This is a genomic window from Allobosea sp. GW823-FHT02B03 (genome assembly GCF_058797755.1).
The window spans coordinates 769,710-789,408 of the sequence record NZ_JBXAJY010000001.1; the positions used below are offsets into that span (position 1 = coordinate 769,710).

General features: G+C 67.5%; 18 protein-coding genes. 8 read left to right on the plus strand and 10 right to left on the minus strand.

From position 1 onward, the window contains the following. Window positions 1-3: 3 nt before the first annotated feature. From AC1REK_RS03570 to AC1REK_RS03585, 4 genes are all read right to left on the minus strand, one after another. The gene (locus AC1REK_RS03570) at window positions 4-387 is read right to left on the minus strand and encodes a DUF930 domain-containing protein (protein ID WP_492267158.1); all 384 of its coding nucleotides are present in this window, start codon (window positions 385-387) and stop codon (window positions 4-6) included. A 453-nt stretch (window positions 388-840) separates the two neighbouring features. Continuing rightward, a complete protein-coding gene (locus tag AC1REK_RS03575; RefSeq protein WP_492267157.1) occupies window positions 841-1,683 on the minus strand; it encodes a DMT family transporter in 843 nt (280 codons plus the stop codon). After that, complete coding sequence (locus AC1REK_RS03580) at window positions 1,680-2,177, minus strand: GNAT family N-acetyltransferase (RefSeq protein WP_492267156.1); 498 nt, start codon at window positions 2,175-2,177, stop codon at window positions 1,680-1,682. Before AC1REK_RS03580 ends, AC1REK_RS03575 begins: the two co-directional genes overlap by 4 nt. Before the next feature lie 66 nt (window positions 2,178-2,243). Next, complete coding sequence (locus AC1REK_RS03585) at window positions 2,244-3,008, minus strand: sulfite exporter TauE/SafE family protein (protein ID WP_492267155.1); 765 nt, start codon at window positions 3,006-3,008, stop codon at window positions 2,244-2,246. A 194-nt stretch (window positions 3,009-3,202) separates the two neighbouring features. On the opposite strand from AC1REK_RS03585, the gene AC1REK_RS03590 reads away from it, so the two are divergent. From AC1REK_RS03590 to AC1REK_RS03605, 4 genes are all read left to right on the plus strand, one after another. Then, window positions 3,203-4,657 (plus strand): lipopolysaccharide biosynthesis protein, encoded by a 1,455-nt coding sequence (locus AC1REK_RS03590; RefSeq protein ID WP_492267154.1) that lies wholly within the window; start codon window positions 3,203-3,205, stop codon window positions 4,655-4,657. 165 nt (window positions 4,658-4,822) lie between these two features. Then, the gene (locus AC1REK_RS03595; RefSeq protein WP_327522437.1) at window positions 4,823-5,635 is read left to right on the plus strand and encodes a L,D-transpeptidase; all 813 of its coding nucleotides are present in this window, start codon (window positions 4,823-4,825) and stop codon (window positions 5,633-5,635) included. 101 nt (window positions 5,636-5,736) lie between these two features. Beyond that, complete coding sequence (locus AC1REK_RS03600) at window positions 5,737-6,366, plus strand: LysE family translocator (protein ID WP_492267153.1); 630 nt, start codon at window positions 5,737-5,739, stop codon at window positions 6,364-6,366. 110 nt (window positions 6,367-6,476) lie between these two features. After that, the gene (locus AC1REK_RS03605; RefSeq protein WP_492267664.1) at window positions 6,477-7,289 is read left to right on the plus strand and encodes an LssY C-terminal domain-containing protein; all 813 of its coding nucleotides are present in this window, start codon (window positions 6,477-6,479) and stop codon (window positions 7,287-7,289) included. 144 nt (window positions 7,290-7,433) lie between these two features. Here the strand turns inward: AC1REK_RS03605 and AC1REK_RS03610 are convergent, their stop codons facing one another. Beyond that, window positions 7,434-8,126 carry a DUF4336 domain-containing protein gene (locus AC1REK_RS03610; protein WP_492267152.1) on the minus strand — a complete coding sequence of 231 codons (693 nt, stop codon included), beginning with the start codon at window positions 8,124-8,126 and terminating at the stop codon, window positions 7,434-7,436. A 55-nt stretch (window positions 8,127-8,181) separates the two neighbouring features. On the opposite strand from AC1REK_RS03610, the gene AC1REK_RS03615 reads away from it, so the two are divergent. Next, window positions 8,182-8,754, plus strand: coding sequence for a TetR/AcrR family transcriptional regulator (locus tag AC1REK_RS03615; protein ID WP_492267151.1), 573 nt, complete (start codon window positions 8,182-8,184; stop codon window positions 8,752-8,754). A gap of 190 nt (window positions 8,755-8,944) precedes the next feature. Here AC1REK_RS03615 and AC1REK_RS03620 read toward each other — a convergent pair whose 3' ends face one another. From AC1REK_RS03620 to AC1REK_RS03635, 4 genes are all read right to left on the minus strand, one after another. Further along, entirely contained in the window at window positions 8,945-9,712 is a 768-nt protein-coding gene (locus AC1REK_RS03620) for a DUF2076 domain-containing protein (protein ID WP_492267150.1), read from the minus strand. 98 nt (window positions 9,713-9,810) lie between these two features. After that, window positions 9,811-11,115 carry a UDP-glucose dehydrogenase family protein gene (locus tag AC1REK_RS03625; protein ID WP_492267149.1) on the minus strand — a complete coding sequence of 435 codons (1,305 nt, stop codon included), beginning with the start codon at window positions 11,113-11,115 and terminating at the stop codon, window positions 9,811-9,813. Between the two features lie 95 nt (window positions 11,116-11,210). Beyond that, a complete protein-coding gene (locus AC1REK_RS03630) occupies window positions 11,211-11,864 on the minus strand; it encodes a HutD/Ves family protein (RefSeq protein WP_327522444.1) in 654 nt (217 codons plus the stop codon). After that, window positions 11,833-12,588: a L,D-transpeptidase gene (locus tag AC1REK_RS03635; RefSeq protein ID WP_327522445.1), complete on the minus strand. Its 756-nt coding sequence runs from the start codon at window positions 12,586-12,588 to the stop codon at window positions 11,833-11,835. Before AC1REK_RS03635 ends, AC1REK_RS03630 begins: the two co-directional genes overlap by 32 nt. Before the next feature lie 423 nt (window positions 12,589-13,011). On the opposite strand from AC1REK_RS03635, the gene AC1REK_RS03640 reads away from it, so the two are divergent. Next, the gene (locus AC1REK_RS03640) at window positions 13,012-15,105 is read left to right on the plus strand and encodes a methyl-accepting chemotaxis protein (protein WP_492267148.1); all 2,094 of its coding nucleotides are present in this window, start codon (window positions 13,012-13,014) and stop codon (window positions 15,103-15,105) included. 175 nt (window positions 15,106-15,280) lie between these two features. Here AC1REK_RS03640 and AC1REK_RS03645 read toward each other — a convergent pair whose 3' ends face one another. Further along, window positions 15,281-16,693 (minus strand): MATE family efflux transporter, encoded by a 1,413-nt coding sequence (locus AC1REK_RS03645; protein ID WP_492267147.1) that lies wholly within the window; start codon window positions 16,691-16,693, stop codon window positions 15,281-15,283. A gap of 185 nt (window positions 16,694-16,878) precedes the next feature. Between AC1REK_RS03645 and AC1REK_RS03650 the strand changes: the two genes are divergently transcribed. Together AC1REK_RS03650 and AC1REK_RS03655 are read left to right on the plus strand one after the other, a co-directional pair. Then, complete coding sequence (locus AC1REK_RS03650) at window positions 16,879-18,108, plus strand: M20 family metallo-hydrolase (RefSeq protein WP_492267146.1); 1,230 nt, start codon at window positions 16,879-16,881, stop codon at window positions 18,106-18,108. A gap of 170 nt (window positions 18,109-18,278) precedes the next feature. Beyond that, window positions 18,279-19,691 (plus strand): amidase, encoded by a 1,413-nt coding sequence (locus AC1REK_RS03655; protein WP_492267145.1) that lies wholly within the window; start codon window positions 18,279-18,281, stop codon window positions 19,689-19,691. Window positions 19,692-19,699: the final 8 nt, after the last annotated feature.

Sequence of the window (19,699 nt, forward strand, 5' to 3'; positions counted from 1 at the left end):
TGCTCAATGCTCGGGCGGCAGCTCATGCGCCGCCCAGGCGGCTCGCGGCACGGGGTCGCCGACCTGGAACCGGAAGCCTGCGACCTTGGTGCCGCCGGCTGCAAGTTCGCAGCGATAGCTGAGATTGTACCATTGCCTGCGGCTGCGGAAGGCGGCGCCTCCCGCCTGCAGAGCGTTCCCTGCCAATCTTGCTTGGCCCATGGCATAGGCGACGACCCGGTCGGGCTCGAAATCGGCCTTCCAGGCGTGGATCTGGCTCATCGCCTCGAGATTGCAGAGCTGCTCGATGCGCTCGCTGCCCTCGAGCTGGGCAAGTGCCAGCCGGGCCTGCCGGCTGCGCGGATTGGCCAGGACACCTTCCGAGAGCAGTTTCTGTGCCGTGATCATGGCGGGTGGCTCCGGCGCGGGAGGCGGCATGGTCTCGGGCTGGACGGCTGGCGTTGGCGCGGTAGGGGCGGGCGGTTCATTGGCAGGCGATGCGAATGATGGGGGTGGCGCTGCGACAGCCGGGGTCGGTTGCGCCGCCTCGGCTGCTGGCGGTTCGATCTCGTCCGGGGCGACGAGCTCGACCGCGATGCTCTCCTCCGGTGGCGAGGGCAGGGTATCGAAGTGGGTAAGTGTCAGAAGAGCCGCGAGCAGAGCGAAGTGGAAGCAGAGCGATGCGGCGATGCTGCCGAATCCGGTTGCGGTTCGCTGGCGGTCGGCGCTCCGCATGCCTCAGCGCCAGGTCGCGGCAGAGGTGTTGTCCGCAGGGGCGAAGGGGATCGTTCTCACTGGCGGCGCCCGGATTGCTTCGCTCGGCGCAGAAGGCCCAGCAAGCCGGCGATTTTGCGGCCGCGTCTAGCGCCGGCTGACGGCGAGGGCGCCGGCGACGATCAGCAGCGCTCCGGCATAGGTCGTGAGCGGCGGCACCTCGGCGAAGACAAGCCAGCCAAGCAGGCTCGCCCAGATCAGGGCCGTGTACTCGATCGGCGCCAGCCGCGACGCGGGCGCCCGGGCGAAGGCCGAGGTCAGGAAGAGATGGCCGCCGACGCCGAGCGCGCCGGCGAGAAGATAGGTCGCGAGATCCCGGCCGGTCATCGGCACGAAGTAGAGCCAGGCCGGTATGGCGAGGCAGAGCGCCGGGCCGGCGTTCTGGAACAGCACGATGATCGCCGGATGCTCCTTCAGCGCGATCCTGCGCAGCAGGATCAGGTTGAACGCGTAGGAGACCGCCGAGAACAGCGCGGCGGCGACGCCGAGCTCGGCGCCTGTGACGCCGCCCTGCAGCCGCGGCCAGACCATCACCAGCATGCCGGCGAGGCCGAAGCCCAGCGCTTGCAGGATGCGCCCGTCGAGCCGTTCCTTGAGGATCAGAGCGCCGAGCAGCGCGACGAAGACCGGGGCCAGGAAGGACAGCGTCAGCGCCTCCGCCAGAGGCAGCGTCGAGACCGAATAGAAGAAGCTGCCGGCGGTCATGACGACGACGGGGATACGCACGCTGTTGCCGATCACGCTCGCTCGCGTCGGCATCGCCGGGCGCAGGAACGCGACGACGGCGAGCGCACACACGCCGCCCATCGCGAAGCGCATGAACAGCGCCACGATGAAGGGGTGCTGCTGCATCTGCGCCTTGATCACCACATCCATCAGCGTCAGCAGGGCGATGCCGAGGATGGCGCGCAGCGCAGTGCCGTGGCTCATGGCTGGGCGTCGGTGAGCGGCTTGCGGAAATGGTATTCCCAGGTCGCCGAGATGTCGGCGAGGTAGCGCTCGCCCGGCCAGCGCCGGAAGCCGAGCTTCTCGTAGAAGCGATGGCCGCGGGCAAAGCGCGTATCCGACCACAGCATCATCTCGGCGCAGCCACGGTCCCGGGCAAAGGCGAGCGTGCGTGCGAACAGCGCCTGCGCCAGCCCGGCTCCGCGAAACTGCGGGTCGACATAGACCTTGGTGAGTTCGACGGCGTCCTGCTCCGGGACCGGCGCGACGCCGATCGAGCCGACGATGCGACCGCCGTCGCCCTCCGCAACCCAGAGCCGCCCGCCCTTGCGGGCGAAATGGCTGGCGGGCTGGCGCAGTTCCGGGAACTCGGACCAGTCGAAGAGACAGCCGGGATATTCGGAAAAGCTCGCGGCGACGAGCGCCGCTAGCGGTTCGGAATCGGCGTCGGTGGCGTCGCGAAGCGGCGGAAGGCTCATGGCTCTAGCGCTTAGGGCCAATCGCGTCGGCTGCAAAGATGGCGCTCCCGCTCGCCGGCCATGCTCCTATCGCAGCAGCGCGAGGGCGGCGTCGGCGGTCAGCTTCAGCGCCGCGGCGGCGAGCAGCAGATAGCAGGCGAAGAACAGCCGCTTCTGGTCGAGCCGGTCGTGCAGCCAGCGTCCGAGCCAGACGCCGAGCGGGGCTGCCGGCGCGAGGGCGAGCGCGCCCCAGAGCAGGCTCGGCTGCTTCAGAGCCAGCGAAAGGTATGGCGGCAGCTTGAGCAGGTTGCCGAGCATGAAGATCGCGATGGTGGTGCCGACGAAGCTGGTCTTCGAGAGGCCGCGCGCCAGCAGGTACATCGCCACCGGCGGTCCCCCTGCATGGGCGACGAAGGTGGTGAAGCCCGAGGCTGCTCCGGCGAACAGGGCCAGCACCGGCGAAACCGGCAAGGTTCCCGGCGGTGCGAGGCGCCCGCGCACAAACCAATGCGCGGTGAAGCTCAGCGTGGTCAGGCCGATGATCAGGGTGACGATCCGGGCGTCGACCATCAGGAAGATCGCGTAGCCGATGCCTATGCCGGTGACGAGGCCGGGCATCAGCCAGGCAAGGTCGGGTTTCGACCAGGTCGCGAAACCGAAGGCGCGGATCGCGAACAGATCCATCCCCGCAACCAGCAGCGCGACGATGATCGCGCCCTGCAGCGGCTCGACGACCAGCGCGAGCAGCGGCACGCCGAGAATGGCGAGGCCGCCGCCGAAGGCGCCCTTGCCGATGGCGATCAGCAGCGTTGTCGCCCAGCCGACGAGGTAGAACAGCGGATCGGTCGGCATCAGGCCTCGTCATCCTCACGACGGCCGGCGCGGCCCGCGGATATGGCTTCGGCTTGGAAAGCGCGCCAAATCAATGCTTTGAGCCTTTCCCAGCCGCAAAAGTGGTTTCCACTTTGACGGAACATGCTCTAGGCGGGAAGGGTGCGCCGCTGCGCATCCGACGGTGAGTCGGCTCAGCCCTTCGCGATGGCGTCATGACCGTCCTTCTGCCCTTCGTGATCAATTCCGGGCTGAACTTCGCTCTCGGCCTGCTGATCGCCTATTTTCTCGGGCCGGCCGAGTTCGGGCGCTACGCCATCGGCGCGGCGCTGATCGTGCTGCTCAACACCGCGCTGCTCGACTGGATTCGGCTGTCGGCCGTCCGCTTCTATTCGCTGAAGACGCGCGAGACGCAGCCCGAAATCCGCGCGACGCTCGATGTGCTGGCGGCCGGCATGACCATCGCGCTGTCCGGCCTGCTGGTCGCGGCCTTCGTCGTCGGGATCGACTTCAAGCTGCCGGCGATGCTGGTTGCGGCCTCTGTCGCGGGTGGTATCTGCGCCGGCCTGTTCGACTATCACGGCGCGATCGCGCGCGCCCGCTTCCTCGACGCCGCCTATGCAAGGCTGATCATCGTCAAGAACGTGCTGGCGCTGCTGCTGATGGTCGGCGGCGCCTGGTGGATGCGCGACGCCACCGTCGTGATGTTCGGCGGCGTGATCAGCGTCATGGCGGCGCTGCTGGCGGTGCGCCGGCAACTCGCCGACCGGCCACTTGCCTGGTCGGCGGCGCGTCGCGACCTCGCCTGGAGCTTCGCCGTCTACGCGGTTCCGCTGGTCGGGGCGAACGCAATCTACTCGCTGATCCCGCTGATCAATCGCACGCTGCTCGCCGACGCCCATGGCTTTGCCGAGGCCGGCTATTTCTCGCTCGCCGCCGATATGGGCCTGCGCCTGTTCGGCACGTTGGGCGCGACGCTCGAGATCGTCCTGCTGCGCGAAATCCTGCGGCTCGACGAGACCAAGGGAAGGCGGGCGGCGCAGAAGCGCATCGCCGCCAATCTCGTCATCGTGCTGATGGTGGCTCTACCGGTCGCGCTCGGGCTCTTCCTGGTCCTTCCGGCCTTCGAAAAGCTGCTCGTCCCCGCAAATTTCCACGGCCATTTCTCGGCCTATATGGTGCAGCTGCTGCCGGGCTTCCTGGCTCTGACCATATTCGTCGCCGGGCTCTACCCGGTCTTCCTGCTCGGCAAGCGCACCAGCATGGCGACGCTCGCTGCTGCCTTCGGACTGGCCGTGAACCTCGTCTTCGTCTTCGGCGCCGAGGCGCTGCTCGGGCCGGAGCGCTTCGCGATCGGACAGGCCATGGGCCTCGTCGTCGTGCTCTTCATCACCGGCTGGGCGGCATTGCGGGCGCTGCCGGTCTGGCCATCCGGCCGTGACATCGTGCTGACCCTCGTCGCGCTCGCGGCGATGGCCGCCTGCGTCTGGCCGCTCTCCGGCCGCTTCTCGCCAGCGCTCGAACTCCTCCTTCAGGGTGCGCTCGGTGTACTCGTCTATGGCGGTCTGGTGCTGGCCTTCGACATCGCCCGCTGCCGCACGCTCCTTAAGCTCTGGCTGGTCACGCGCAAGATGCGCCGCGCGGCGGCGGGAGCTCGCATCGAGGGCTGAGCCGCAGCAAGATTTGATTCACCGCATTCCCTTGGCGATCGCTAAGGTTAATATGCGGAATTGCGCGCATTTACCGGCGTTTCGGCCGTTCAGAGTCAACGATTCACCTTTCGTTGCAAGGCCTTGCCCAGGCTTCTCGACACTTCATGTCGAGAGAGTTGCGTCATGCGTCCGATCCGTTTCGTTTCCCTCGCCTTGCTCGGAGGGTTGGTCCACAGCGCCGGCCAGGCCCAGGCACAGACCTATTGGCGTCCGGCCGATCCGGCAGCTGCTGCGGCCCGGGGCGGCGGCAATTACGGCGGCGGCTTCATCGAGATGATGATGACCGGGCGCGACCCGACCGAGTACGGCCGGGGCGGGGCGGTCTACAACCGGCCGGCCCGCGGTGCCTATGGCCAGCAGCCGGCGCGCCGGCTTTCCGACTACGAGCCGGCCGTCCCCGTTTATGGCGATCCGCTCGAGCCGCGCCAGGAGCGCCGCAGCGCCGCCCTCGGCCAGCCGCTGCCGGCCGAGCGGCCGATCGAGCGCGTCGTTGATCCGCGCTTCCAGAAGCAGGAAGTCGCCTATGACGGCCCGCACAAGCCCGGCACCATCATCATCGACACACCGCGCCGGTTCCTCTTCCTGGTCCAGCCCGGCGGGCGGGCCCTGCGCTACGGCATCGGTGTCGGCCGTCCCGGCTTCTCCTGGGCCGGCATGAAGACGGTGAGCCGCAAGGCTGAATGGCCGAGCTGGACGCCGCCGGCCGAGATGCTGAAGCGCCGCCCCGATTTGCCGCGCTTCATGAATGGCGGGCCGGATAATCCAATGGGCGCGCGCGCGCTCTATCTCGGCTCCTCGCTCTACCGCATCCACGGCACCAACGAGCCGAACACCATCGGCCAGGCCGTCTCCTCGGGCTGCATCCGTATGACCAATGACGACGTGGTCGATCTCTACGGACGGGTCCGCGTCGGCGCCAAAGTGTTGGTGATCTGAGGCTGGTGTCTCTTGAAAGCCGCGTCTGCTGACTGCGGGCGCGGCGGAGCCGAGTTTCGTCGGGCAAAGCCGATAACGTGGCGAGTGCGCGAGGTGCCAGCATGAGCATGCATGCCTACCTGCTCTTCGTCGCCGCCTCCGTCGTTCTCGTCCTCGTGCCCGGGCCCGACATGGCCTACATGCTGACCAGGGCCGTGGCGCAAGGCCGGCGCGCCGGCAGCATGGCGGCCTTGGGTATCAATGTCGGCGCCTATGTGCATCTGGCGGCGGCTATCGCCGGGATTTCGGCCTTGCTGCTGGCCTCGGCAACGGCCTTTGCCATCCTGAAATGGGCGGGAGCTGCCTATCTCTGTTATCTCGGCGTCCGCGCGCTGATGAGCCGCGGAGCGTTGACCGACCTGACGAGCAGCGAGGTCCACGGGCGAAGCCTGAGAGCGATATTCTGGCAGGGCTTCTGGAGCGATGTGCTCAATCCGAAGGTGGCGATCTTCTATGTCGCGCTGCTTCCTCAGTTCATCGACCCGCAAGCCGGGAACCCCACCCTGCAACTCGTCCTGCTCGGCGTGACCGGCAACATGATCGCGATCGGCATCAACCTGATGCTCGTCGCCGGCGCCGCAAGGCTGACGGGCAAGCTGCGTCGCAACAGGCGCATCGCACTCTGGCTTCAGCGCGCGATGGGCGTGCTCTTCATCGCGCTGGGAGCGCGGCTCGCTGCGCAGAAGGCGTAGGGGTAATCACCAGGAGACAATAGACGGCGCGCTTTGCCGGGGATTAGCCTGAACCGCAGCGAGCTCTCTCGGCAGTAGGGCCGCAGAAGGCGGTGACTGCCATCGGGGCGATGTCGGCAATGGGACGGATCGTGAGCAGGCGACGCTGGTGGCTCGTTCTGGCAGCTTCGCTGGCCGGCTACCTGCTGCTCGCCTACCTGCTGCTGCCGCTGCTGTGGCGCCACTATGAGCGAGAGCCCGGCCTCGCCGCCTTGCCCATGGTGACGCGTACCGCGAGCGGCATTCCGGGCGACGCGCTCAATGTCGGCTTCGTCGGCAGCAAGGGCGACGCTTTGCGCGCCATGCATGCGGCGGGCTGGTACCCGGCCGACCCGATCACGCTACGCACGAGCCTGGAGATCGTCGGCAGCGTGGTGCTCGACCGGCCCTATCGCGATGCGCCCGTAAGCCCGCTCTACTATCAGGGGAAAAAGGAAGAGCTCGCCTTCGAGAAGCCCGCGGGCACCAGCGCGGACCGGCGGCACCATGTGCGCTTCTGGATGGTCCTCGAGAAGGGGAACGATGGCCGGCCGGTCTGGCTCGGCTCGATTACCTTCGACCGGGGCGTCGGCTTCAGCCACGATACCGGTCAGGTGACGCACCACATTGCCCCCGACATCGACGCCGAGCGTGACCTGCTGATGCAGGATCTCGAAAAGGCCGGCATGGTCCAGAGCTTCTTCCAGATTTCCGGGGTGGGCCCGACCCTGTTCGGCCGCAATGGCGAGGGCGATCCCTACTACACCGACGGCGAGATCCACCTCGCCACCCTGGTGGTCGACGGCGTGAGGCGAACCGAGCCGCCCACGACCATCCCCGCGCCGCCGCTGATCGCGCTGAAAGACCAGATCTGGCACGGCGTCAGCGGTGCATTCGGAAACTGAGCGCGGCCTTCCGGTCGAAGGATGCAAGGTCGTGTTTCGACCATTGCGGTCATCGCGAGTTCGATCGCTCAAGCAGAATGCGGACAGTGAGCAGCAAATGGAGTGTGCAAGTTAGGAAACTCGCGGCCAGAAGTCGGGCCTCTTCTACTCGGCCAACCAGTGAAACGCCCGGCGCAGGAACGCTTGCCCGTCATTGGAGATCAGCGGGCCGTGGGCAATGACCACCTTGTCCGTGGGCCATGTCAGAACTCGCTGGAGAGACTGGCGCGCGGCACGGCGGTCCGTGAAGGCGATCCTGAATTTTCGTGGCACCGCCGGCTCCTCGGCCACCATCAGGTCCAGCCGGGCAACGAGGGCCCGCCAGCCCCTGAACCATCCGCGCGGAAACTGCTGGATGAGATCGGTAAAGATCGCAGTTCTGCTCTCCCGGTGAAAGAAGACAATCTCTGTGGTGATCCGATTGCCCCACATGATCGCGTGGTCGATCTCCCCTACCCATTCCGCAACCGGGCCATCACCAAACACAGTGTCGAACCTGATATCCTTGCGTTTCTCTGGCAGGCTCGGCGGCGCGTAAACCTTGGCGTCCGGATATGCCGGCTGCCAATCCCCAAGGAATGTGTGATGCAGGGAATTGGGCGCAACCAGGTATCGCACCGCCCCCATCGCCCCGACCTCGGCCTGAAGATCGTCGGAGAGCGCGGTTGGCGACCAGAGAACCAGATCGCCATTGGTCAGCCGGATGACCGCCATTCGCGTTGGATAGTGAAATCCGGCCGCCGCCTTTACCGCCGGCCCCTCCGCAATCCAGATGTTCGGACCGAACGCCTTCAACACGGGGGCCTCTCCAATCAATATTTACAGCAGTATAAATTTATACCAGTGTGTAAATATGGCAACCCCAAAGCGAACCGAGCGATCCCGGCTCCTCATCCTTGATGCGGCCGACGCGGCGTTTCGTGAGATGGGGTTTGCTGCGACCTCCGTTGAGGCAATCGCAAACCGTGCTGGCCTGACCCGGAAAACGGTCTACAACCTGTTCGCCTCAAAAGACGAAATCGCCTCGCAGCTCATAGCCCGCGTGGAAGCAAATGACCTGCCCTACCGCGATCGCATGAAGGCGGGAGAAGACGTGCTTCATTTGCTGGAAGGCGTCTTCCTCGACAGCGCGTATTGGTGCCTGGCGAATCCGTCGCTTGCAAAGCTGGCTCTCGCCCCTGCCGAAAGGCCAGCCCTTGAGCCACCCCCCGACCGGCCGTCATTCCAGCGGCTTGTCAGGGACATTCTAGTGCTCGGCCAGAGGCAGAGGGTCATTCGCAGGGATGATGACCCCAATTTCATGGCGCTCATCCTGCTTGGCATCTACGGGCAAGCGATGCTTTCAGTCCTTGCCGGACGGCGCTTCACCGAGGACGAGATCAGACGCCTCATCCGTATCGTTGTTGAAGGCATCGGCGAGCGTTAATCGCAGTAGGCCGCGTTGTCGCGCCGCGACATCGAATGGCCGCCTTTCGCGCTGTCAGCCCTAAAGTTGTCCGCCCGGAAACCGCCATCCCGGACATTCGCCGCATCAGGTGCCCGGATGCGTCCGCCCAAAAGGAAAGACCCGCCCGTTGCCGGGCGGGTCTCTCATTCAATCAGGGCGAAGCGGCCGTTCAGGCCCACTCGTCGTCGCCGAAGCCGCTCGAGCCGTCATCATAGCCTTCGTTGCTGGCGTTCTGGTAGCTCGGCTCCTGGTAGCTGTGACCGGGATCCTCGTAGGACTGGTTCGACGCCGGCTGGGCATTCTCGGCCGTGGCGGTCTCGTTCTGCTGCGTCGCGTTGGCTTCGGCCGGCTTCGCTTCCGAGGCTGCGGGCTTGCCGCCGCCGAAGGCGTTCATCAGCATGTTGCCGGCGACCATGCCGCCGGCGACGCCGGCCGCCGTCGTCAGCGCGCTCGCCATGAAGCCGCCGCGCGCCGGCTGCTGAGCCTGCTGGCTCTGCCAGGGGCCGGGAGCGGGCGCAGCCGCCATGCCCTGCTGGCCCGGCTGGGCGCCCCAGGGCGGCGAGGCCGGCAACGGGGAAGCAGGCTGCGGCGCAGCGCGCTGCGGGAAGGACGGCACGGAGCCGCTGCGGGCCGGCTGGCTCGCGCCGCCGCCGAAAATCCCGGACAGGAAGCCGCCCGACTGGGCCGGCGCGGGGGCTGCGGCCGGCTGGCGGCGCAGGTCCTCGACCTCGGCCTGAAGCTGCTGGGCCTGGGCCTGCAGGTTGGCGAGGGCCTGTTCCTGGACATAGATCGACTGGGCCATCGCATAGACGGCATAGGGCTGCTCGCGCAGGCGTTCGGCGATGAAGTTCTCAGCCTCGGGGTCGCGGGGCTGATTGGCCGCCTGACGCAGGCGGTCGAAAATCCCGGCGATCACGTCGCGTTCCTGCGGCGTCATCGTCATCTCCTCTCATGTTGGGCAGGACGGTCGCCCTGCCATGCGAGAGGTGGTGGAGGCCTATGACGTTATCAAGGCGACCCCGGGGAATTTTCGGCTCAGGCGTTGCCGATATTGACGTAGTCGAAGCCGCGCTCGCGCATCTCGCTGGAGCGGTAGATATTGCGCAGATCGACCACCACAGGCCGCCGCAACGCCGCCTTGACGCGTTCGAGATCGAGCGCCCGGAAGGCGTTCCATTCGGTGACGATCACCAGCGCGTCGGCGCCTTCCAGGCAGGAATAGGCGTCCGGCGCGTACTCGATCTCGGGCAGGAGCGGGCGGGCGCTGTCCATGCTTTCCGGGTCGAAGGCGACGACCTGAGCGCCGGCATCGATAAGCGCCGTGATGATGGCGAGCGAAGGGGCCTCGCGCATGTCGTCGGTGTTCGGCTTGAAGGCGAGCCCGAGCACCGCGATGCGCTTGCCGCGCACCGAGCCGCCGCAGGCGGCGACGACCTTGCGGGCCATGGCGCGCTTGCGCTGATCGTTGACCGCGACCACGGTCTCGACGATCCGCAGCGGGCTTTCCATGTCCTGCGCCGTCTTGATCAGCGCCAGCGTGTCCTTCGGGAAGCAGGAGCCGCCATAGCCGGGGCCGGCATGCAGGAACTTCGAGCCGATGCGGTTGTCGAGGCCGATGCCGCGCGCGACTTCCTGGACATTGGCGCCGACGCGCTCGCACAGATCCGCCATCTCGTTGATGAAGGTGATCTTGGTCGCGAGGAAGGCGTTGCCGGCGTACTTGATCAGCTCCGAGGTCCGCCGCGCGGTGAACAGCAGCGGCGCCGCGTTGAGATAGAGCGGCCGGTACAGCTCTTCCATCACCTTGCGGGCGCGCTCGTCCTCGGTGCCGATCACGATGCGGTCGGGGCGCTTGAAATCGGCGATCGCGGCGCCTTCGCGCAGGAACTCCGGGTTCGAGACCACGGCGAAATCGGCATCCGGGCGGGCCTCGCGCATGATCCGCTCGACCTCGTCGCCGGTGCCGACCGGCACCGTCGACTTGGTGACGACGACGGTAAAACCTTCGATCGCGGCGACGACGTCGCGCGCCGCCTGATGGACGTAAGACAGATCCGCATGGCCGTCGCCGCGGCGCGAGGGCGTGCCGACCGCGATGAAGACGGCGTCTGCCTCGCGCACGGAGGCCGGCAGTTCAGTCGTGAAGGAGAGCCGACCGGCACGGACATTGCTCGCCACGAGATCGTCGAGGCCCGGCTCGAAGATCGGAATCTCGCCGCGATTGAGCGCCGCGATCTTTCCTGCGTCCAGGTCGACGCAGATCACCTCATGGCCGAAATCGGCGAAGCATGCTCCCGAAACCAGGCCGACATAGCCCGAACCGATCATCGTCACGCGCATGCGGCGCACACTCACCCTGTTGACCGGCAGGCCCGCCGGCTGGCGCAGCCCCTATAACAAAACCGCGGCCAGGCAAAACCAGAAGCGCGCCGGACTCAGGCGGCAGGCGCTTCGGCGGCGATCGGATAGATCGAGGCGATCAATCCGCGCCCGGCCTCGCCGCGCAGTTTCAGCGGGCGCGCGGCGTCGATTCGCAGCGCCTGGTCGTGCGCGAGCGGAGTCGGAGAGCCTTCGACCTCGAAGGCGAGCGGACCGTCGGCGGCGTAGACGATATGCGTGCCGGGCTGGAGGAAAAGCGCCGACCCCTCCTGCAGCACCGCAATCGCGATCCTGGCAAGGTTCCTGTCGGCGATCAGGTTGACGACCTCGACCGGCCCGTTCTCGAGGCGGCTGACGATGTTGAGGCCGCCATCATAACCCATCGGGCGGAACGGCTCGCGCAGGTCGATCTCGCCTTCCGGCGTGTCGAGCACGAGCCCGCGACCACTGACGACCACCTGCTGGCGATCGTGGCCGGTGAGGTCGGAGAAGGGAGCCGGCGTCACGATCGCCGTGCGACCGAGCCGCCAGACCAAACCGCTCCAGGAACCGGCAACGGCGTCGCCGCGATAGAGCGCGGCGATGTCGATCGTGACGCCGCCGCCGTTCTTCCAGGGCGCGCGTCCGTAGTCGGCCGGGTCGAGCCGCGTCAGCGCAAGGCCGTCGGGCGGCGAGCGATCAGATGAAGTCGTCGTCGGGTGCGGGTGCATCCGTCTCCAGGAGCGGTTCGTTCGATGGGTTGCGGTTCAGCACCACCACCGTCGTGCCGGTCGGCACCCGGCTGTGCAGGTCGATGATGTCCTGATTGAACAGACGGATGCAACCGGAAGAAACGGCCTTGCCGATCGACCACGGCTCGCTGGTGCCGTGGATGCGGTAGAGCGTGTCCTGGCTGCCCTGATAGAGATAGAGCGCGCGTGCGCCGAGCGGGTTCTCGAGCCCGGCGGCCATGCCGCCCGCCCAGCGAGCGTTCCTTTCGGGCTCGCGCTTGATCATCGCAGCCGTCGGGGTCCAGCGCGGCCATGCCGCCTTGCGCCCGACCGTTGCGCGGCCGCGCCAGGACATGCCCTGCTTGCCGACGCCGATGCCGTAGCGGATGGCCCGGCCGTTTTCGCGCACGAGGTAGAGATAGCGGGCCGAGGTATCGACGACGATCGTGCCGGGCGCCTCGTTGGTGCGATAGGCGACTTCCTGGCGCAGGAACCGCGTCTCGACCTCGGAGATGTCGGTCGCGGGCAGCGGGAAGGTCTCGTCCGGCTTCTCATCGTACATCGACAGGAAGGCGGCGTTCTGATGGATCGGCGCCCGCACTTCATAGGGCTGCTGCGAGGTGCTGATGCAGCCGGTCAGCGCGACCGGCGCGAATGCGGAGGCGAGGGTGACGAACCGGCGGCGGGAAAGCAGGTCGGAGGCGGCGGGCTGGCGGGAGGGCATGAACTCGGCTCTTGGAAGATACGGCTGGCGGCGAAACATTCGAATTGCCGGCTGGTTCCAATGAACTGCGGCCGGCGGACGTCTTTCACTTCACGGCTTGGCATGGCGCTCGGGTGAAGACGAGATGGCGAAATCAAGGCGGCCGCAATGCGTGTCTTCGCTGCAACAGTCGCTCATGCGCCTGGTGCATGACGGAGCAGGAGGCTGTCGCCATTGCCAAGGCCAGTTTGGCAAACGGAAGCGTATTGCGAGGAAGATGGGCCGATCAGGTCCAATTTGCCCAAGATGTGAGCAATTTTAAGCTGAATTTAAGTGTTGCCGGCAATGTTTTGCTTTGCCGTTTGGGCGTTCGGCGCAGTGGGCGTCCAAAAAATGCAGTTGTTTCTCGGGCGCGGCGAGCTCGGGCTGGGGACGTAAGACGCGATGAAATCGATCCGCTTCAAGATTCTGGCCATGCTCGGCATCATAGCCTTGGGCTCGGTGCTTTCGGCTGGCCTCAGCCTGTATGCGCTGTCGCGCTCCCAGGACCTCAATGCCCGTTCCGACGTGCAGGGTGAGATCACCTTGCTGACCGAGCGAATCAACACGAATGTCTTTGCCGTGGTGATGGATTCCCGCGGCATCTACATGTCGAAGACTGCCAAGGAGGCCGAGCCCTTCGCCAAGACGAAGGAGGCGCGCTTTCCGGTGATGCGCAAGCTCGCCGCCGACCTCGTCGCCCGCGTGCCCGCTTCCGAAAAGGAAGGCGCCCTGAAGGTCCAGAAGTCGGTCGACGAGTTCATCGCCTTCCGCGCCGAGACGATCAGGCTCGGTCGCGAGGTCTCGACCGCCGCTGCCGACGAGCAGGGGAACAACGACCTCAACCGCGCCAACCGGCGGGCCCTGAACGACAATCTCGTCGCCTTCGCCAAGCGCAACGAAGCTGTCGGCGAGGCGCTGGCTGAGGAGGCCGCGAGCTTCACCCGGCAGGTCCAGTGGATCTTGCCCGTGGTGCTGTTCTCGACGCTGCTGGCCTCGTTCGCGGCCGCCATGCTCTTCGCCCAGCGCTCGATCACCCGGCCGTTGCTCGATCTTGGCGGGGCGATGGACCGCGTCACTGCCGGCGACACGCAGATCGAGGTTCCCCATACCAAGCGCGGCGACGAGATCGGCGCCATGGCGCGTGCGCTCGCCGTTCTGCGCCAGAGCACCGAGCAGGTCGCGCTGCTGCAGGCGCAGGAGAGGGCGGCCGCGGAAGAACGCCTGGCCCGGGCCGAATCGATGGCGCTCGTGGTCTCGGACGTCGGCACGGTGGTTGCCGCCGCGGCGGCCGGCGATTTCTCGGCGCGGCTTGCGCTCGATGACGCCGATGCGGAGATGGCCAAGCTCGTCGCCGGTATCAACGAGATCAACCGTGTCGTCGACGCGGCCACCACCGAGTTCGCCGAGGCCCTGCAGGCGATCGCCGCCGGCGACCTGACGCACCGGGTCGACAGCGCCTATCGCGGCCGCTTCGCCGACCTCAAGGACGCGATCAACCAGACCGGCGAGAAGCTCTCGCTGACGCTGCGGACGATCCAGGCGACCGCTGGCGATGTCGGGCTCTCGGCCCGCGAGATCGCGACCGGAGCGGACGACCTCTCGAAGCGCACTGAGGAGCAGGCCTCTTCGCTGGAGGAGAGCGCGGCGACGACCGAAGAGCTCGCGGCCTCGGTGAAGGCCTCGGCGCAGGCGTCCCAGCAGGGCGTCGTCCTGGCCGGCGAAGCCATGCAGGTCGCCCAGGCCGGCGGCGGCATCGTCACCGAAGCGGTCTCGGCGATGGCGCGCATCGAGGAAGCCTCGAAGAAGATATCGGACATCATCCGGGTGATCGACGACATCGCCTTCCAGACCAATCTGCTGGCGCTCAACGCGGCGGTGGAAGCGGCACGCGCCGGCGACGCCGGCAAGGGCTTCGCGGTGGTGGCGAGCGAGGTCCGTACGCTGGCGCAGCGTTCGGGCGAGGCGGCCAAGGACATTTCCGGGCTGATCTCCTCGTCGAATGCCGAGGTCGAGGCCGGCGTGAAGCTGGTGCGTCAGGCCGGCGACGCGCTGACCAGCATCGTCGAGGCCTCGCGCAAGGTCCAGACCACGGTTTCGGAGGTCGCGGCCGCTTCGGCGGAGCAGGCCAACGGCATCGAGGAAATGAGCCAGACCGTGGCGCATATGGACGAGATGACCCAGCAGAACGCCGCATTGGCCGAGCAGAGCGCCGCCTCGGCGGGCTCGCTCTCGGGCAAGATCGGCGAGCTCAACGCGCTGGTCGCGAGCTTCCGTACCGGCGGGTCGGCCTCGGTCACGCCGTTTGCTACGCCTCAGGCCCGCCCCGCGGCTGCTTCCGCGAGCGAGACCGACAGCGAGCCGCAGCGCCTGCGTCAGCTCGCCGAGGCCGCCTTCGCCCAGCAGAAGGCGACGCCGCGTCGCGAGCCGCGTCCTGTCGCGCCGATGCGCAAGGTCGCGAACTCCCGTCAGGGCGATGCCGGCTGGGAAGAGTTCTGAGGCACTTGAGGGTCGGTTCCTGATCGAGCCGGCCCGCGCCTCACGCCAAAACCGATCGAGGGCCGCTCCCGCCGGGAGCGGCCCTTTTTGCTGTCCGGTATCACGTGCTGTTCGGCTGGCCGCGATCGAGCCCAACCAAGGGCGGTGCGGCTACGGAGGCGTGCTCGCCGAAGGGTCAGGCGGCGTCGGTGGTCGCGGGCGCCCCGATCAATCCCAGCCGCTCGCGGGCGAACCATCGCGTCAGCATCAGCACGGCGACGATCGCAAGGCCGGTCGCGAGCCCGATCCAGATGCCGACGCCGGCGAGCGGCGTCCAGAAGCCGAGTGCCGCCGAGAGCGGCAGGCCGATGCCCCAATAGCCGAGGCCGGCGAACAGCATCGGCACGCGCGTGTCGCGCAGTCCGCGCAGGATCGAGACGCCGACCACCTGGATGCCGTCGACGATCTGGAAGATCGCCGCATAGAACAGGAACAGCATGGCGAGTTGCGCCACCTCGGCCGCGCGCGGCTTGCTCGTGTCTAGGAACGGCACGACGAGCCAGTGCGGGATCAGGAGCATCAGGAGCGCGGTGAAGCACATGAAGGCGGTTGCGAGCACGAGCGCCGTCGCGCCGGCCCGGGCGATACCATCCCTGTCTCCGGCGCCGAAAGCATGCCCGACCCTGACCGTTCCGGCCTGGCCGATGCCCATCGGCACCATGAAGCAGAGCGAGGCGATCTGGATCGCGATCGCATGGGCGGCGAGCGAGGTCGGCCCGAGCAGGCCCATCAGGAAGGCGGCGCCGTTGAAGATCCAGACCTCGAAGCCGACCGTGACGCCGATTGGCAGGCCCATCCGCCAGAACGCGCGGTAGCGGCTCCAGTCCGGCCGCCAGAAGCGCCCGAACAGGCGGTAGCGCCGGAAGCGCCGGTCGAGCGAGACCACCATGGCGAGACCGGCGAACATCAGGGTCGAGGCCAGCGCCGTCGCCATTCCTGAGCCGGGCAGGCCGAGCGCCGGGAAGCCGAGCCGCCCGAACATCAGAACCCAGTTGGCGAAGGCATTGAAGCAGACCGCGAACAGCACGGTCACGAAAACCCAGAACGGCCGCTGCAGTGCCGCCAGGAAGCCGCGCAGGACGAGATAGAGATAGAAGGGCAGGAGGCCCCATTGCAGCGTGTGCAGATAGGAGGCGGCCGCCTTCGCCAACGCGGGGTTCTGGCCCATCGCGGTGAGGATCGTCTCGGCCTGCCAGAGGCAGAGCCACATCGGCCCGGCCATGGTCGCGGCCACCCAGAAGCCCTGGCGAACGGTGCGGCGCACGTCGCGCACCGAATGCCGGTTCCGCCCGAGCTCGATAGCGACCATCGGCGCGACGGCCGCCATCACGCCGATCCCGAAGATGAGGAAGGCCATGTAGAGGTTGGAGGCGAGCGCGCCGGCTGCCAGCGAGTCGGGGCCGAGATGGCCCATCATGATGACGTCGGTCGCGGTCATCGCCGTCTGCGCGACATTGGTCAGCACCATCGGCCAGCTCAACGCCAGCATGGCCTTGACCTCGGTGAGCCAGGGGCTCGCCGGCCGCATCGGAAGCGCGATCTGTGACATGGCTGCCTTCTATATGGGCAATCGACCAGTTTACAGCCCCTGCGATGCCGGGGCCGGCCGCGCCCTGCGCTTGGCGCGTGCTCGTTCCGCGCCGCGTCGCCGATTCAGCCTCTTGCGCGCGCGGCTCGCTTCCTGCCTGCTGCATGTCCGAACCGATGCCATGCCTGCCACGGAGCGCCGACGAGATGAGCACCAACCTGCGGATCGATGGAAAGCGGCTGGTGTCGCGGCTGGCGGAACTCTCGCGGATTGGCGCGACGCCGGAAGGCGGCTGCCGCCGTCTCGCGCTGAGCGATGAGGACAAGCAGGGGCGTGACTGGCTGGTCGGCCAGATGCAGGCGCTCGGCCTGACGGTGAAGATTGACGCCATCGGCAATATCGTCGGCATCCTCAAGGGCCAGGAGGACGGGCCGGCCGTGGTGATGGGCTCGCATATCGACACGGTCGGCACCGGCGGGCGCTTCGACGGCGCGCTCGGCGTGATCGCCGGCGTCGAGGTCTTGGCGGCCCTGCGCGATGCCGGCCTCCAGCCGAAGCGCGACATGGCGGTGATCGCCTTCACCAACGAGGAAGGCGCACGCTTCCACCCCGACATGCTCGGCTCCTATGTCTGGGCCGGCGGCATGAGCGTCGCTGCCGCCCATGCCGAGAAGGACGCCGATGGCGCCGTGCTCGGTACCGAGCTGGCGCGCATCGGCTATCACGGCCCCGAGCAGCCGGGCTTCCTGCCGGCGCATGCCTATCTCGAACTGCATATCGAGCAGGGCCCGATCCTTGAAAGCGAGGGCGGCGGGCTCGGCGCCGTCACCGGCATCCAGGGCATCTGCTGGCTCGAGCTGACCCTGAAAGGCAGGCCGAGCCATGCTGGCACCACGCCGATGCGCTACCGCAAGGATCCAGGACTCGCCGCCGCCAGGATCAACATCTTCGCCAATGAGCTGACCCGCACCATCCCCGGCCAGCTCGCCAATTCCGGCGTGATCCGCGTCCAGCCCGGCAACGTCAACGTCGTGCCCGAGACGGTGGTGATGACGCTCGATCTGCGCAACCCGCTGGACGCGCCCCTGGCCGAAGCCGAGGCAGCCGTGCGGAGGTTCTGCGCCGAATTGTCGGCGCGCGACGACATCGCGATCAGCTTCCGCGACCTCGCCCGCTTCCCGGCGACGCCCTTTGCCGAGGAGCTGATCGCCAGTGTCGAGGCGAGCGCTGCAGAGTTCGGCCTGCCGATCCGCCGGATGATCTCCGGCGCCGGCCATGACGCGCAGATGATGTCGCGGCTGTGCCCGACCGCGATGGTCTTCATCCCCTCGATCGGCGGGCTCTCGCACAATCCGGCCGAACTCAGCACCGACGAGGACATGGTCGCCGGCGCCAATGTCCTGCTCAGCGCCGCCTGGCGCGCCGCCAACGCCTGATATTCAGAGTGTTCACGACTCCTCTCCGTCATCCCGGACGCAGCGAAGCGAAGCTCCGGGATCCATCGTAGGGCGCGGAGCCTTATGATGGATCCCGGGTCTGCGCGGCCGAAGCCGCTTGCCCGGGATGACGGTGGGGTTCCGAACTGATCATCCGAACGGGAGCCGCCATGACCGCCATCGCCTCGCTTTCCGCCGCCGAGCTCGGCCCGCTCTACGCCTCCCGCGAACTTTCGCCCGTCGAGGTCGCCAGGGATGCGCTCGCGCGCATCGAGCGCTTCGAGCCGCAGGTCAACGCCTTCGTCGTGCGCGACGACAAGGTTCCGCTCGCCATGGCCGAAGCCGCGCAGGCACGCTGGCTGAAGGGCGAGGCACTCGGGCCGCTCGACGGCGTGCCGGTGACGATCAAGGACAATCTCGGCGTCGCCGGCTGGCCGATGCGGCGCGGCTCGGCGGTGGCCTCTGACGCGCCCTTCGCCGCCGATTCGCCTGCCGTCGCCCGCCTGCGCGAAGCCGGCTGCGTCTTCCTCGGCAAGACCAGCATGCCGGAGTATGGCTGGAAGGGCGTCGGCGATTCGCCGCTCTCGGGCATCACCCGCAACCCCTGGGACATCGCGACCGGTCCGGGTGGCTCGTCCTCGGGCGCGGCCGTGGCGGCTGCGCTCAATCTCGGCTGCATTCATCTCGGCACTGACGGTGCCGGTTCGGTGCGCATCCCTGCCGCCTTCACCGGCGTCTTCGGCCTCAAGCCGAGCTATGGCCGCGTCCCGGCCTGGCCGATCTCGGTCATGGGATTCCTAGCCCATCTCGGCCCGCTGACGCGCACGGTGCGCGATGCCGCGCTGGCGATGAACGCGATCGGCCGACCGGACGAGCGCGACATGACTGCGATGACGGATACGCCGTCCGATTTCACCGATGGCCTCGAGGCGGGCGTGCGCGGGCTGCGCATCGCCTGGTCGCCCAGGCTCGGGGTCGACGTGCCTGTTGATCCGGAGATCGCTGCGCTCACGCACAGCGCAGCCCTGGCCTTCCGCGAGCTCGGCGCCAGCGTCGAGGAGGTCGATCCGGGCTTCGACGATCCGATCAATACGCTGATGACGCTCTGGTCGGCTGGCGCAGCGCTCGCCTTGCGCAGCGCCGGACCAGAGGCACGCGCGCAGATGGATCCCGGCCTCGTTGCGGTTGCGGAAGCCGGCGAGCGCATCGATGGCGCGACCTATGTCGACGTGCTGCTCAACAGCCGCAACGCGCTGGCGCTGCACATGGCGCAATTTCATGCACGCTTCGACCTGCTGCTGACCCCGACCCTGCCGCTGCCCGCCTTCTCTGTCGGCCGCAACACGCCGGCCGATGGCGCCTATGGCGAGGACTGGACCCGCTGGACCCCGTTCACCTACCCGTTCAACATCACCCAGGCCCCGGCGGCTTCGGTGCCCTGCGGTCTGACCAGCGCCGGGTTGCCTGCCGGTTTGCAGATCGTAGGATCTTACGGAAGCGATTCGCTGGTGTTGCAGGCGGCCGCGGCTCTCGAGGCCTTGCGACCCTTCCCGCGTGTCGATGCGCCGATTGAAACGATTTAGGTAGAGCT

Excerpts from the sequence above, each read along its gene's own strand:
- AC1REK_RS03570 (WP_492267158.1), bottom strand. The coding sequence starts at position 387 with ATGATCACGGCACAGAAACTGCTCTCGGAAGGTGTCCTGGCCAATCCG.
- AC1REK_RS03575 (WP_492267157.1), bottom strand. The coding sequence starts at position 1,683 with ATGAGCCACGGCACTGCGCTGCGCGCCATCCTCGGCATCGCCCTGCTG.
- AC1REK_RS03580 (WP_492267156.1), bottom strand. The coding sequence starts at position 2,177 with ATGAGCCTTCCGCCGCTTCGCGACGCCACCGACGCCGATTCCGAACCG.
- AC1REK_RS03585 (WP_492267155.1), bottom strand. The coding sequence starts at position 3,008 with ATGCCGACCGATCCGCTGTTCTACCTCGTCGGCTGGGCGACAACGCTG.
- AC1REK_RS03590 (WP_492267154.1), top strand. The coding sequence starts at position 3,203 with ATGACCGTCCTTCTGCCCTTCGTGATCAATTCCGGGCTGAACTTCGCT.
- AC1REK_RS03595 (WP_327522437.1), top strand. The coding sequence starts at position 4,823 with ATGCGTCCGATCCGTTTCGTTTCCCTCGCCTTGCTCGGAGGGTTGGTC.
- AC1REK_RS03600 (WP_492267153.1), top strand. The coding sequence starts at position 5,737 with ATGAGCATGCATGCCTACCTGCTCTTCGTCGCCGCCTCCGTCGTTCTC.
- AC1REK_RS03605 (WP_492267664.1), top strand. The coding sequence starts at position 6,477 with ATGTCGGCAATGGGACGGATCGTGAGCAGGCGACGCTGGTGGCTCGTT.
- AC1REK_RS03615 (WP_492267151.1), top strand. The coding sequence starts at position 8,182 with ATGGCAACCCCAAAGCGAACCGAGCGATCCCGGCTCCTCATCCTTGAT.
- AC1REK_RS03620 (WP_492267150.1), bottom strand. The coding sequence starts at position 9,712 with ATGACGCCGCAGGAACGCGACGTGATCGCCGGGATTTTCGACCGCCTG.
- AC1REK_RS03625 (WP_492267149.1), bottom strand. The coding sequence starts at position 11,115 with ATGCGCGTGACGATGATCGGTTCGGGCTATGTCGGCCTGGTTTCGGGA.
- AC1REK_RS03630 (WP_327522444.1), bottom strand. The coding sequence starts at position 11,864 with ATGCACCCGCACCCGACGACGACTTCATCTGATCGCTCGCCGCCCGAC.
- AC1REK_RS03635 (WP_327522445.1), bottom strand. The coding sequence starts at position 12,588 with ATGCCCTCCCGCCAGCCCGCCGCCTCCGACCTGCTTTCCCGCCGCCGG.
- AC1REK_RS03640 (WP_492267148.1), top strand. The coding sequence starts at position 13,012 with ATGAAATCGATCCGCTTCAAGATTCTGGCCATGCTCGGCATCATAGCC.
- AC1REK_RS03645 (WP_492267147.1), bottom strand. The coding sequence starts at position 16,693 with ATGTCACAGATCGCGCTTCCGATGCGGCCGGCGAGCCCCTGGCTCACC.
- AC1REK_RS03650 (WP_492267146.1), top strand. The coding sequence starts at position 16,879 with ATGAGCACCAACCTGCGGATCGATGGAAAGCGGCTGGTGTCGCGGCTG.
- AC1REK_RS03655 (WP_492267145.1), top strand. The coding sequence starts at position 18,279 with ATGACCGCCATCGCCTCGCTTTCCGCCGCCGAGCTCGGCCCGCTCTAC.